The sequence below is a fragment of the Nocardiopsis deserti genome, from assembly GCF_008638355.1.
In the GTDB taxonomy this organism is placed as follows: Bacteria; Actinomycetota; Actinomycetes; order Streptosporangiales; family Streptosporangiaceae; genus Nocardiopsis; species Nocardiopsis alborubida.
The window spans coordinates 113,846-125,806 of the sequence record NZ_VWVS01000021.1 but is presented as its reverse complement, the minus strand read 5'-3'; the positions used below and the strand labels follow the sequence as shown (position 1 = coordinate 125,806).

The following is an 11,961-nucleotide window of genomic DNA, read 5'->3' as shown; positions in this document are numbered from 1 at the left end:
TGCCCTGTGGTGGGGTGGGAGAGTAGGTCGCTGCCACGGTTTTTTGTGAGGGTGGGGGATCGTCTGTGGGCGGTCCCCTGCTTTTTTTGTGGGGGGAGGGGTTGTCTTACGGGGCGGCCCCTTCTTTCTTGTGGGTGTGTTTGTGCGTTTGTGAACGCGGGTGTGTGGTGGTGCGGGGGTGTGGGTGGGCCCCCTGTTTCCAGTCAACCGTGTGGGGGCCTGCCGGGGCCAGGGCGTGCTGCGTGCTGTGGACAACCGGACACGAAACCCCCGGTCCGGTGTGCGCGGACGCTGACGGGAAAGTAGGACCTTGGGCACCTGCGCTCTGGTGATGAGCGGCGACACCATGTCGTAAGCTGGAAGGCACGAGTACTATGACGCGCTGCTACTGCTCAAGGTGGCAGCGCTTTTGAGTGTTGACGGACGGGTTGGATGACTGAGGACAGCCGATCGGGAGACCGCGAGGACTCCGGAGCCAACGAGCGCGGCGGTTATCGCTCCGGTGGACCTGGTGGTCGGGGACGCGGTGACGGACCCCGCGCCCGGTCCGGCTACAGCGGTTCCAGAGATGACAGAGGTCGTGACGACCGGCGCGGAGGATACCGCCGTGACGACCGTGACCGCGGGGGCTACCAGGGTCGCGACGAGCGTCGCGGCGGTGGCGGTTTCCGGGGTCGTGACGAACGACGTGATGACCGCGGTGGTTTTCGCAGCGGAGGCAGCGGAGGCAGCGGAGAGCGCCGCGACGACCGCGGCGGATTCCGCAGCCGTGACGACCGCGACCGCGGAGGCTTCCGTGGCGGGGAGCGTCGGGATGACCGTCGTGACGACCGTGGCGGTTTCCGCGCTGGAGACCGTCGCGATGACAGGGGCGGCTTCCGTGGGGGAGAGCGCCGCGACGACCGCGGCGGATTCCGCAGCCGTGACGACCGCGACCGCGGAGGCTTCCGTGGCGGGGAGCGTCGGGATGACCGTCGTGACGACCGCGGTGGATTCCGTGGCCGTGACGACCGCAGGGACGACCGTCGTGACGACCGCGGCGGGTTCCGCGGCGGAGAGCGCCGCGACGACCGCGGAGGCTTCCGCGGCGGAGAGCGCCGTGACGATCGACGGGGCGGCGGTTTCCGGGACGGCGGACGTAGGGACGACCGCCGTGGCGGAGGGTTCCGCGGCCGTGACGACAACAGGGGCGGCGGAGGCTTCCGAGGTCGGGACGATCGCAGGGACGACCGTCGTGACGACCGCCGCGCGCCGCGTGAGGACCGCGACCCGGCCGACATCGCACCCCAGCTCCCGGAGGAGGTCAGCTACTCCCAGCTGGACCCCGAGACCAGGCGTGACCTCCACTCGCTGCCCAAGTCGCTGGCCGAACTGATCGGCAAGCACATCGTCGCCGCGGGCATGCTCCTGGACGAGGACCCCGAGCGGGCCTACGCGCACGCGGCCTACGCGCGTCGCAAGGCGTCGCGCGTTCCCGGCGTCCGGGAGGCCTCCGGCGTGGCCGCCTACACCGTCGGCAAGTGGCAGGAGGCCCTGTCCGACCTGCGCGCAGCCCGCCGGATGAGCGGACGCGACAACTTCCTCGCCCTCATGGCCGACAGCGAGCGCGGCCTGGGCCGTCCCGAGCGGGCGCTGGAGATCACCAACGACCCGGCCGCCAAGGACCTGGACGTCGCCGACCGTATCGAACTGCGCATTGTCGCCTCCGGAGCCCGCCGGGACATGGGCGACACCAAGGCCGCCCTGGCCGAGCTCCAGGTTCCCGAGCTCAAGGAGCGGCGTGCCCGTCCGTGGGTCGCCCGCCTCTTCTACGCCTACGCCGACGTCCTGGAGGAACTGGGCCGCGAGGACGACGCCCGCGAGTACTTCTCGCGCGCCTCGGCCGTGGACAGTGACGGGGTCACCGACGCCGACGAGCGGCTGGCCGCCCTGGAGGGTATGGAACTGGTCGACTACGACGCCGAGGACGGCATCGTCTGGACCGACGCCGAGGAGCAGGAGCCCGTGGAGGAGCCGCGGGAGGGCGCGTCCCCGCGTGACCGCGACCGCGGCGAACAGCACCGCGGCCGCGAGGACCGGGACTGAGTTCCCTCCACGGAACCGGCGGTACCGCACCGCCGGGCGGAGACGCTCCGCTCGGCGGTGCCGTCGTGCGCCTGGGGCTCCTTCCCGAGGCCCACGACTCCGTGGTGTGCCTGACCTACACCGGTGACCGACCCCTGCTCGTACGCAACCGGTACCGGGCCTGGGAGTTCCCCGGCGGGCACGCCGAACCGGGGGAGACCCTCCAGGACACCGCGCGCCGCGAGGCCCGGGAGGAGGCCGGTGCCACCCTCGGCGACATCCGGACCGTCGGCCACTACGTGCTCTCCGGCGGACACGTCACGGTGGTCACCCACGCCCAGGTGACCGCGCTGGCCCCGCTGACCGGGGAGTTCGAGACCGTGGAGGTGCGCGCCTTCGACGTCCTGCCCTCCGACGGCGAGCTCTCCTGGGCGGACGGCCTCTACGCCCACCTGCTCCGGGAGCTGGGGCTGCCCGGGGCGCCACCGGAACCGGCCGCTACCCCCTGAGCCGCCTGACGTAGACGGTCTCCGAACCGACCGGGGCGTAGCCGAGTCGCCGGTTCGCGGCCAGCATCGGCGCGCTGTCCTCGTGGTTGCCGGTGTAGGCGTACCGCATGCCCCGCTCGCGGGCCCGGTGCAGCGCCGCGGCCTTGGCGTACCCGGCCAGGCCGCGCCCCCGGAACTCGCGCAGGGTGCCGGTCATGGACGACTCCATCCGGCTCTCCCCGTCGCAGACGTAGCAGGTGATGGCGGCCGGTACGCCCTCGACCAGCGCCAACAGGGACAGGTCCGGTGCGCGGAGCGGGTGTTCCCACATGTCCTTGTACCACCCCTCGTAGGAGGGGAACCACGACTCCGCGCCCGGCTCGTCCAGGCTGGTCAGCCTGTCGACCTCGTAGATCTCGCGCGGGTCGTCGGCGTAGTCGCTGAAGGGCCGCAGTTCGACGCCCTCGGGCGCTCTCGGGGGGTCGGGGAGCGTGGCCAGGTCCAGCCCCAGGATGCGGTGGGTGTTCTCCGGGCTGTACCCCCGCTCCAGCACCGTCCGGCGGAAGGCCCCGCCTCCGACCTGGACGCCCTCCTCGGCGGCCTCGGTCCGCAGCACCTCGGCCCCGCCCTCGACGAGGTGGTGCTCCGAGGCCTCCAGCAGGCGCGCGCCCACGTCCGTGTCCCGGTGGGAGGCGGCGACCGTGGCGAGGAGGGACCGGCCGTCGCGGGGGCCCTCGTCGTCGTACCGCAGTACCGAGCGCAGGAAACCCACCGGGGTCCCGTCCTCCACCGCGAGCAGGGTGGTCTCGCGGCTGCCGGGCGGGGGGTTATCCACCCGCCAGCGCATCGCGTCCTCGGTCAGCACGCGGCAGGGGTGGACGGTGCGCAGGAGGGGGAGGAGCCGGGGGATGTCGGACCGCTCCATGGTGCGGATCTGAGTCGTCATGGGGGTGAGACTAGGCTCGGGGCCCGGCGCGCGCACCCGAGTTTTCCGCGGGCTCCGTCGCACCCGGCGGCCGGGCGCGACCGCCGGGACGCGCTCCGCACCCCTGCGCGGGAGCGCGGACGTCAGTGCTCCCGCGCAGGGGGCCGCGAGGGCCGTCCGGGAGTGCTCAGGAGCGCTTCTTCTCCTCCGCGGCTCGGGCCTCGGCCTGCTCACGGGCGAGCCTGTCCAGCCAGTGCACGATGCCGGACACGTTGGCCTCCGCACCGCTGAGGGTGTCCAGGATCGCTGCGGACTCCGCGGGCGCCTCCGGCGGCATCGGTGCGTAGCGTGAGACGACCTTGTCCCGCACCATGGCGATCGCGTGGTCCAGGTCGCCGGTGCTGCCGTGGGACTCGCGCACCGTCTCCACCCACAGCCGCAGCTCGGACTCGGCCCGGTCGAGGGTCTCGGGGACCGAGGTGACCGCGCCGAAGTGGGAGAACATGAGCCTCTGGGCGTCGATGTCCCCGAACAGCCGCAGCGTGCGCAGGCACGCCTCCATGTCGAAGTCCGGCGGCGGCGTGGCCGGGCTGACCTCGCCGGTGAGCGGCTTGTACACGCCCAGTGCGTCGCCGACGTACAGGTCGCCGGTGAGGGTGTCGACCAGGCCCATGTGGTGCTTGGCATGGCCGGGGGCGTAGTGCGTCACCAGTCGGCGCCCGCCGCCCAGGTCGATCTCCCCGGTCTGGGCCACCGACCGGATGCGGGTCGCCTCGGTGGGGTTCATCCGCCCGAACAGGCTGTCCAGCCGGTCCCCCCACACCATCTCGGCACTGCGCATCAGTCTGCTCGGGTCGGCCAGGTGGCGGGCTCCGCGCTCGTGTACGACGATCTCGGCGTTGGGGAACAGGGCGGCCATGTCGCCGGTGCCGCCCGCGTGGTCCAGGTGGATGTGGGTGACCACGATGGTGGCCAGGTCCGCGGGCGCCAGCCCGAGGCGGGTGACGGCCTCGTGCAGGACCCGCGCGGAACCGGCGGTGCCGACCTCGACGATGCAGGGCCGTCGGGAGCGGATGAGGTAGCTCGACACGATCCCCGGGTATCCGGCGAGCATCGTGTCGATGGCGAAGATGTCGTCGCCCAGCGGGGTGATCCCCTCGGGCAGACCGCTCACGTCCACGTCGTCGTGCACTGCAAGCACCCCTGTTCCTCGGTCGTCGTGGGGTTCGGCGGGGCCGAACCGGACAGGACCCGACTCTAGGACAAGGGTGTCACGGCTGGTCGGGGCGGGGGCGGCCCGGTCCTCGTCGGAGGGGGTTCGCGGAGCGGGGCCGGTGCCGGGGCTGGTTGTCCACAGCTTCACACCGGGCCTTTTCCGCGGGCTCCCGCCGGGGGATCCTGGTAACGGAGCGCACGCCCCCACCGCACGCGGATGGCCGGACCCTCGGTTTCCGGCCCCGCCCCCGCCCCGCGTCGCGCCCGTCTCCTCGCTCTTCACTCATGGGAGGACGTCCACATGCAGCAGGAGTCCGCGGTCGCCCCGAGCCGGACCGCCCCCGACATCCCGCCCCCGCGGCAGGACCCGCACGAGTCCGAGCACCGCAACGAGATCCTCGTGGCCGGGCGGATCACCGCCCGCCCCCTCATCCGCGAACTGCCCAGCGGTGACCGGTTGGCCACGTGGCGGGTCTGTGTGGCCCGCCCCCGCGACAGCCGCTACCGCGGACGCCAGTCCGACTCGATCACCTGCACCAGCTTCGACCGCGACCTGCACGAGGGCATCCGCGCCTGGCGGCTGGGCGGCGTGGTCCGGATGACCGGGGAGCTGCGCCGCCGCACCTGGCGGGGCCGGGAGGGCATGCGCAGCGTGTGCGAGGTGGAGGCCAGGACCGCGACCCTGGTCCGGGCGGCCGACGGCCCAGTGGCCGGGGCGGTGCGGCGGTGAGGCCCCGCCGCGCGGGCTCACCAGCCCAGGCGGGACAGCGCCTCGCGTGCGGCCGGGCCGGACGGGTCCGCTGCCCGGTCCGCCCAGACCGCGGTGCACAGCGCGCGCAGCCCGTCCAGCCGGTCCCCGGTCCCCTCGATGCGCGGTGCGCCACCGGTGACGGTCACCGTCCACCCCGCGCAGCGGGTGCGGTCGCCCTCGCGGACGACGGCCGGATGCGTGTGGTTCATCCCCGACAGGTCCCACGCCAGGTAGCGGGGGCGCTGGTGCTCTGGTGCTGCGAGGGCGTCCATCGGGGTGGCCACCCCCGTCAGCACCAGCATCCCGGCCGCGCCGTGCGCGGTCGCGCCCTCGATGTCGGTGTCCAGCCGGTCGCCCACGATCAGCGGGTTGCGCGCTCCGGTGCGCAGGATGCCCTCCTCGTGCAGCGGACGCATCGGCTTCCCCGCGACGACCGGTTCGACCCCGGTGGCGTTGGCGATGACCCGGACGAAGGACCCGTTGCCGGGGGTCAGACCCCACTCGCCGGGCGCGGTGGCGTCGTTGTTGCTGGCCACGTAGAACGCGCCGCGCCGGACCGCGACCGTGCCCTGGTCGAGCAGGTCGCGGGTCATGTGCCGGGAGTAGCCCTGCACCACGGCCACCACCGAGGGGCTGTCGACCGACACCGGGCGCAGTCCCATCCTGCGCACCGCCTGGCGCAGCGCGGTGTCACCCACCACCAGCACGTCCGAACCCGCGGGGTGGTGTTCGCCGACCAGGCGGGCGGCCGCCTCGGCGGAGGTCACCACGTCCTCGGGGGCGGCGCCCACACCCAGTTCGGTCAGGTGCTCGGCGATCCGCGCCGGGGTGCGCCCGGCGTTGTTGGTCACGAACGCCACCCGCGCTCCTGCGGCCCGCGCCTTGCCCACCGCCTCCGGTGCCGCCGGTACGGCCCGCGGGCCGATGTAGACGACCCCGTCCAGGTCCAGGAGCATCGCGTCGTGGATCTCGTTCAGGGGACGGTCTGCGGCGCGCAGGGACATGGCGGAGAACCCGTTTCGTGCGATGGCGGTGGTCGCCTCCCAGGCTATGACGCGGCCCCCGCCGTCGGGGACCGCACGCCCGGGGCAGGGGTGTGCGCTGCGTCGCTGACCCGCCGCCGCGGCGGCTGTCGGGCGCGCCGGGGAGGGGGTCACCTGTCCCGGTTCACGGTCAGCCAGCTGGACGCGAAGGCCACCGCCCCCGGAAGGGAGAACAGTCGTGCGGTGGCCTCGCCCACCGCGCCCGAGGCCACGGCCCCGGTGCTTTCGAAGTCGGCGCCCAGCCGTGCGAAGTCCTCCTCGTCCAGGAGCACGTCGGTGAAGGACACCCACTCCCGGCCGCCGTCCGGGGTCAGGACCGCGCACCCGGACCGCTCCGTGCGGGGGCGGGGGATCCGGTACTCGGCCAGGTGGAAGGCGGTGCAGGAGTCGAATCCCGTGCCCAGCAGCAGGACCTTGGCCCGGACGCGCTCCAGGGCGGCGAGCGGGGAGTCCTCGCCCAGGCGGCAGCCGACCGGGTGGTGCCCCATGAGGTCGCGGGCGCGGGGGCCCAGGGCGGCGAAGGAGGTCTGCGGGTTCGCGCTGCGGACCGCTCCCGGCCAGGTGCGTACCATCTCCGGGACGCGTCCCATGTACCTGCTCGGTGTCAGGCGCGGGTCGAACCCGGGAGCCTGCGCGCGGATGACCGGCCACCAGTCCTCGGGGACCGGCGGGTCGCGCCACCCCGCGGGGTCGGTGTTGTCCATGGTCTGGGTGGGCACGACGAGTGTTCCCCGGGAGCCGACGGCGTCCGTGAGGGCCTGCACGAGGGCCTGCTCACCGCCGCACACCCAGCCCAGCGCGCTGAGGGAGGTGTGCACGAGGAGGGTGTCGGCGGGCGCGACCCCCAGCGCGGTCAGGTCGCGGGCCAGGGAGGCCCGGGTCTGGGGTCGGCCGGGGTTCTTCGCTTCGGCGGGCACGCTGGGGACTCCTCGGCTGGAAGGGAACGGAGCAGATCACCATGGGTACAGCAGGCGGCCGGTGCTGGGCCAGTGGATATCGGGCGGCCGGGTCCGTGGGGAGGCGCACCGGGGGGTGGGGGTGGGGAAACCCCCAGGGTGCGCTTACGGTCGGCACCGTGGCCTCGGGTGGACCGCGCCGAGCACGATGGTCCCCATGTCCCTGACCAGAATCGCGGCGGCGGGCCTGGCCGCCGCCCTCCTGCTGCTCACCGCCGCCCCCGTCCGGGCAGAGGTCCCCGACACGGACCCGGGCGCGCTGACCCCCGAGGCCGTGGACGCCTACGTGTCCGACTACCTGGACGCCTCGCCCTTGCCGGGGGCCGCCGTCGCCGTGACCCGGGGCACCGAGGTGGTGCGCGCGGCGGGCTACGGCACCGACTCCGGGGGCGGGGCGCTCACGGCCGTCACCCCCATGGGTGTGGCCTCGGTCAGCAAGGCCTTCACCGCGCTCGCCGTCATGCAGCTCGTGGAGGAGGGCGGACTCGCGCTCAACGACCGTCTGGCGCGACACCTGCCGGGGTTCACCCTCGACGACCCGCGCGCCGACCGCGTCACCGTCCGCCAACTGCTCACCCACACCTCGGGGATGTCCGACACCGCCTTCCGGGAGAAGAGCGCTCCCGCGGCCGACGACCTGGAGGGGGCGCTCGACCGGATGGCCGACTCCGGGATGGTCGCCGATCCGGGCACGGAGTCGCACTACCACAACCCCAACTACCACGTCGCGGCACGCCTGGTGGAGGTCCTCAGCGGCCGCACCTTCGGCGAGTACATGGACGAGCGCGTGTTCACGCCGCTGGGCATGGACGACACCGTCACCGTCGACACCGCCGAGGAGGTCTTCGCGGCGGGGGTGGCCCGGGGGCACATCGCCGTCCTGGGCGCGGCCGTCGCGGTTCCCGAGCCGCAGAGCTACTTCAACGGCGCGGGCGGCATGGTCACCACGGCGCACGACATGGCCCGCTGGCTGATCGCGCAGAACAACGGGGGACGGGGAGCCGACGGTGCCCGCGTCCTGTCGGAGGAGGGGATCGCCGCCACCCACACCCCGGTCGGCGGTGCGGGCGGTGACACCGCGCTGGGCTGGAACGCCGGGGAGAGCCCGGCGGGCACGCGGATGGTCTCGCACGGGGGCATCCAGTTCACCTACACCGCCCACCAGGCGCTGCTGCCCGAGAGCGGGTACGGGATCGCGGTGATGGCCAACACCGGGCTGGGCAGCGCCGACGCCTCCGCGCTGCTGTACGGGCTGGTGGCCCTCGCCGACGGCGGGGAGCCCGCCGCGCCGACCGCTCCGGTGCTGTTGGCGCTCGACCTGGTCCTGGTCGCCCTGGTCGGGCTGACCGGTTACCTCGCCCAGCGGGGTGTGCGGCGCGCCGGGCTCTGGGCGGAGGCCGCCCGCGTGCGCCCCCGGTGGCGCAGCGTCGTGTGCCTGCTGCCGGGGCTGGCCGTCATCGTCGCGGCCGTGTTCCCGAACCGGTTGGCGGCGCTGCTGGTCCAGGGGCGTGACATGACCTGGGGGCAGACGTTCTACCTGGCCCCCACCGCCCTGGCCCTGCTGGTGGCCGCTGCGCTCGCCTTCGCGGCGGTGTACGCGGTCCGGGCGTTCCGCGTGGCCGGGACGCGGCGGTCGGCCCGGGGCCGCTCCCTCAGTCCAGGAGGCGCATGACCAGACCCGTGCGCGGCTTGGGGCCGAACGAGGTGGACTTGCGGGGGGTCAGCTCCCCGCGGTCGGCCACCGCGTACACCTGCTCCACCCGCAGCGCGGGCACGATGACCGCCGTGCCCTTCTCGTCGCGGGCGGCCGCGATCGCCTCGGCCGCGTCGTCGTGCACCATCCGCACCCCTTCCTCCGGTGTCTCCCACAGTGGTAGCAGCACCTCGTGCAGGGCGGCCGTGGACAGGTGCCGCCACTGCGGGGAGCGGCCGGGCATGGCCCGCTCCAGTTCCTGTTCGTCGAAGCCGTGCACCAGGTGGGCGTCGCCCTCGGCGGAGACCAGCAGCAGGGCGGGCGCCTCCACCCGGTCGAGGGCGTGTTCGGAGGGGCCGGTGACCCGTTCCACCGAGGCCACCGTCCGGGCGGCCGCGACCGCGGCGTCGGTGTCCAGCCCGGGCAGCACCCGGTGGATGGCGCCCAGCCGGGGCGGGTGGGCGTCGCTGTCCACCAGCAGGGCCAGTCCGTGCCGCCAGCCCGGGTCGTCGTGGGCGGCGCGCAGGCGCCGGTAGGCGGCGTAGCGGTGGTGCCCGTCGGCGATCAGCGCGGACCGGCCCGCCAGGTCCGCGCTGATCCGTCGCAGTACGGTGGGGTCGGTGACCGCCCACAGCCGGTGCTCGGCTCCGTCGCGGGTGCGCGCGTGCGTCAGCGGGGCGCCCGCGACCGCCTCGGTCGCGGCCGACGCGTCTCCGTCGCCGCCCCGGTAGACCAGGAAGATCGGTTCGAGGTTGGCCCGGGCCAGGCCCATCAGGTGGAACCGGTCGCGCACCGGCGGGTCGGCCACGTCCTCGTGCGGGCGTACGGCGGCCTCGGCGCCCTCCTCGGGCAGTCGCAGGTTGCCCACCAGTCCGCGCTGGCGCCGCCCGTCGGCCGTGACCTGCTCGTACACGTACAGCGCCGGTTGCGTGTCCAACGCGAGCACCCCGTCGTCGATCCAGCTGCGCAGCAGGTCGGCGGCCGTGCGGTAGCGGCGCGGCACGGCCTTCCCCGTCCCGGCGGGGCTCTGCCGGCTCAGTTCGAAGGGCAGGGTGACCCGCGCCGCGTTGTGCGGGTCGGAGCGCTGCAGCTCACGGGCCTCGTCCGCGTCGGGGATGTCGTAGGGAGGGGCCAGGAGTCGCGCGAGGTCGAACTCCCCGTCGATGAAGCGGTCCGCGTCCGGGTCGGCGTAGCGCAGGCCGCGGAAGGGCGCCAGTTCGAGAGGTTGGCGTGGCATCCCAGCACGGTACCCGTCACCGTTCGCCGGTCGGTTGCCGCGCGGTCGAGTCAGAGGAGCTTTCGTACGCGCAGCAGGTCGCCGACGCTGGCGTCGACCTTCACCCGGCGGCCGAACACGGCCTTGGCCGCGTCCAGGCGGTCCTCGGCCAGGGCCACCAGGTCGTCGCTGCCCACGGTGATCCGTACCTGTGCCCGGGGTGCGGGCCGGTCCGCGGGGCGGTGGGTGACGCCGACCAGGCCGTCGAGGGTGAGCCGCATGTCGAAGACGGTCTCCAGGTCGGGGACCTCCACGCTGAGGGAGCGCTCACGGATGTACTTGCGGCGCTTCTCGTCGGATTGGGCGAGGATGCGCTGGTTCACCTTCTCGATGCCGGCCAGGCACGTGTCGATGCTGCTCATGGCCACATCATGCCCCAGGTGTCGGGCGTTCGCGTCCTTGTGGTGCCTTCGGGACGAATGGGGCGGTCTTGGGAGTTCGCGTGTCAACGGCGGTTCCGTCCCGGTAGCGTTGGCCACGGCCCCCCGTCGCGCAGCGGCTTCCCCTGCCCGCGCCCCCCTTCCTCTTCCGCGGTCCCATCAAGGAGTACTTGTCATCATGGTCGTCGACGCGGTACGCACCTACCTCGATGCCGCCAGTGGCCTCACCGAACTCTCGCGCAAGCAGGCCGTGGCCGCCGCCAAGGCCCTGCTCAGGGCCAACGGCTCCGCCGCTCCGGTCGCGGCGGAGGGGGAGAGCCTGCCGCCGCGGGTGGGGCAGAGCATCCAGAACCTGGCCGGGGAGCTCATCGAGACCAGCCAGGCCAACCGTGCGGCCATCGCCGACCTGGTCCGCTCCGAGGTCGGGCGCCAGTTGGAGCGGATGGACGTCGTTCCGCGCACCGATCACGAGCGTCTGGTGCGCCGGGTCGCCGAGCTCGAACGCCGCCTGGCCGCCCGCCACGCGGTCGAGTACGCCCTGGCCCCCGTCGACGCGGGCGCGTCCTCGCCGGTGCGCTCCGCGGCGGCCCAAGGCCCCGAAGCCGACGTGTCCGCCGGATCCGAGGGCGCTCCCGCGGCTGGGCCCGCGGAGGGCGGCCCCGAGGCGGGGAAGGCCGGGTCCGCCGGATCCGAGGGCGAGGGGGCCGAGGCCGGGGAGGCCGATAAGGACACCGAGGTCCGGGACACGCGGGACGCGGTCGCCGACGGCGCGGACGACTCCGCCCCCGAGGGCGGGACCGGTTCCGCGGCCGACGCCGGGAGCGGCGCCCAGGACACCGGCGAGCCCGCGGCCAGGAAGCCCCGTACCGCGGCCAAGACGGCCCGCGCGCGCACCTCCGCCAAGCGCACCAACAAGAGCAGGGGCACCACGAAGAAGTAGAGTCGGACCAGCGCGAACACCGGGAGAGGCATGGACCCCAACGAGCAGGCCCAGGCACTGGCCGAACAGACTCTGCACAGCACCAGGGAGCGGCTGGAGTCGCTGGAGACCCTGCCCACCGCCGAGCACGTCGCGGTCTTCGACACCCTGCACCAGGAGCTGTCCGGGGTGCTCGGCGCGCTCGACCAGGGCGCCAGCGCCCCCGAGCAGCCCCGGTATCCTCGGTAACC

At 73.9% G+C, this 11,961-nt stretch carries 13 protein-coding genes; 6 read left to right on the top strand and 7 right to left on the bottom strand.

The annotated features are described in order from the left end of the window. Positions 1-372: 372 nt before the first annotated feature. On the bottom strand, positions 373-1,440 hold the full coding sequence (locus tag FYW99_RS31980; protein WP_190394817.1) for a hypothetical protein: 1,068 nt from the start codon (positions 1,438-1,440) through the stop codon (positions 373-375). Here FYW99_RS31980 and FYW99_RS26355 point away from each other — a divergent pair. Beyond that, on the top strand, positions 1,402-2,085 hold the full coding sequence (locus FYW99_RS26355) for a tetratricopeptide repeat protein (RefSeq protein WP_190394816.1): 684 nt from the start codon (positions 1,402-1,404) through the stop codon (positions 2,083-2,085). The genes FYW99_RS31980 and FYW99_RS26355 overlap by 39 nt on opposite strands. Before the next feature lie 65 nt (positions 2,086-2,150). Beyond that, a complete protein-coding gene (locus FYW99_RS26350; protein ID WP_150254721.1) occupies positions 2,151-2,573 on the top strand; it encodes an NUDIX domain-containing protein in 423 nt (140 codons plus the stop codon). On the opposite strand, the gene FYW99_RS26345 is transcribed toward FYW99_RS26350, so the two are convergent. Further along, complete coding sequence (locus tag FYW99_RS26345) at positions 2,563-3,498, bottom strand: GNAT family N-acetyltransferase (RefSeq protein WP_150254720.1); 936 nt, start codon at positions 3,496-3,498, stop codon at positions 2,563-2,565. The genes FYW99_RS26350 and FYW99_RS26345 overlap by 11 nt on opposite strands. A 166-nt stretch (positions 3,499-3,664) precedes the next feature. Next, positions 3,665-4,669 (bottom strand): MBL fold metallo-hydrolase, encoded by a 1,005-nt coding sequence (locus tag FYW99_RS26340; protein WP_190394818.1) that lies wholly within the window; start codon positions 4,667-4,669, stop codon positions 3,665-3,667. A 324-nt stretch (positions 4,670-4,993) separates the two neighbouring features. Between FYW99_RS26340 and FYW99_RS26335 the strand changes: the two genes are divergently transcribed. Beyond that, on the top strand, positions 4,994-5,422 hold the full coding sequence (locus FYW99_RS26335; RefSeq protein WP_150254718.1) for a single-stranded DNA-binding protein: 429 nt from the start codon (positions 4,994-4,996) through the stop codon (positions 5,420-5,422). A 17-nt stretch (positions 5,423-5,439) separates the two neighbouring features. Here the strand turns inward: FYW99_RS26335 and FYW99_RS26330 are convergent, their stop codons facing one another. Together FYW99_RS26330 and FYW99_RS26325 are read right to left on the bottom strand one after the other, a co-directional pair. Next, the gene (locus tag FYW99_RS26330; RefSeq protein ID WP_150254717.1) at positions 5,440-6,447 is read right to left on the bottom strand and encodes an HAD-IIA family hydrolase; all 1,008 of its coding nucleotides are present in this window, start codon (positions 6,445-6,447) and stop codon (positions 5,440-5,442) included. Positions 6,448-6,596: 149 nt separating this feature from the next. Then, a complete protein-coding gene (locus tag FYW99_RS26325; protein WP_150254716.1) occupies positions 6,597-7,403 on the bottom strand; it encodes an AAC(3) family N-acetyltransferase in 807 nt (268 codons plus the stop codon). A 196-nt stretch (positions 7,404-7,599) separates the two neighbouring features. On the opposite strand from FYW99_RS26325, the gene FYW99_RS26320 reads away from it, so the two are divergent. Beyond that, complete coding sequence (locus tag FYW99_RS26320) at positions 7,600-9,114, top strand: serine hydrolase domain-containing protein (protein WP_223839586.1); 1,515 nt, start codon at positions 7,600-7,602, stop codon at positions 9,112-9,114. Here FYW99_RS26320 and FYW99_RS26315 read toward each other — a convergent pair. Together FYW99_RS26315 and FYW99_RS26310 are read right to left on the bottom strand one after the other, a co-directional pair. After that, positions 9,095-10,372, bottom strand: a complete 1,278-nt coding sequence (locus tag FYW99_RS26315) for a DUF1015 family protein (RefSeq protein WP_150254714.1) — start codon at positions 10,370-10,372, stop codon at positions 9,095-9,097. The two genes, FYW99_RS26320 and FYW99_RS26315, sit on opposite strands and share 20 nt — an antisense overlap. 50 nt (positions 10,373-10,422) lie before the next feature. After that, entirely contained in the window at positions 10,423-10,773 is a 351-nt protein-coding gene (locus tag FYW99_RS26310) for an SCP2 sterol-binding domain-containing protein (protein WP_150254713.1), read from the bottom strand. Positions 10,774-10,969: 196 nt separating this feature from the next. Between FYW99_RS26310 and FYW99_RS26305 the strand changes: the two genes are divergently transcribed. Both FYW99_RS26305 and FYW99_RS26300 read left to right on the top strand, forming a co-directional pair. Continuing rightward, a complete protein-coding gene (locus FYW99_RS26305; RefSeq protein ID WP_150254712.1) occupies positions 10,970-11,731 on the top strand; it encodes a coiled-coil domain-containing protein in 762 nt (253 codons plus the stop codon). A gap of 30 nt (positions 11,732-11,761) precedes the next feature. Next, positions 11,762-11,959, top strand: coding sequence for a hypothetical protein (locus FYW99_RS26300; RefSeq protein WP_017567660.1), 198 nt, complete (start codon positions 11,762-11,764; stop codon positions 11,957-11,959). The last annotated feature ends 2 nt before the right edge of the window (positions 11,960-11,961 follow it).

Excerpts from the sequence above, each read along its gene's own strand:
- FYW99_RS26320 (WP_223839586.1), top strand. The coding sequence starts at position 7,600 with ATGTCCCTGACCAGAATCGCGGCGGCGGGCCTGGCCGCCGCCCTCCTG.
- FYW99_RS26335 (WP_150254718.1), top strand. The coding sequence starts at position 4,994 with ATGCAGCAGGAGTCCGCGGTCGCCCCGAGCCGGACCGCCCCCGACATC.
- FYW99_RS26355 (WP_190394816.1), top strand. The coding sequence starts at position 1,402 with ATGCTCCTGGACGAGGACCCCGAGCGGGCCTACGCGCACGCGGCCTAC.
- FYW99_RS26330 (WP_150254717.1), bottom strand. The coding sequence starts at position 6,447 with ATGTCCCTGCGCGCCGCAGACCGTCCCCTGAACGAGATCCACGACGCG.
- FYW99_RS26300 (WP_017567660.1), top strand. The coding sequence starts at position 11,762 with ATGGACCCCAACGAGCAGGCCCAGGCACTGGCCGAACAGACTCTGCAC.
- FYW99_RS26345 (WP_150254720.1), bottom strand. The coding sequence starts at position 3,498 with ATGACGACTCAGATCCGCACCATGGAGCGGTCCGACATCCCCCGGCTC.
- FYW99_RS26310 (WP_150254713.1), bottom strand. The coding sequence starts at position 10,773 with ATGAGCAGCATCGACACGTGCCTGGCCGGCATCGAGAAGGTGAACCAG.
- FYW99_RS26315 (WP_150254714.1), bottom strand. The coding sequence starts at position 10,372 with ATGCCACGCCAACCTCTCGAACTGGCGCCCTTCCGCGGCCTGCGCTAC.
- FYW99_RS26305 (WP_150254712.1), top strand. The coding sequence starts at position 10,970 with ATGGTCGTCGACGCGGTACGCACCTACCTCGATGCCGCCAGTGGCCTC.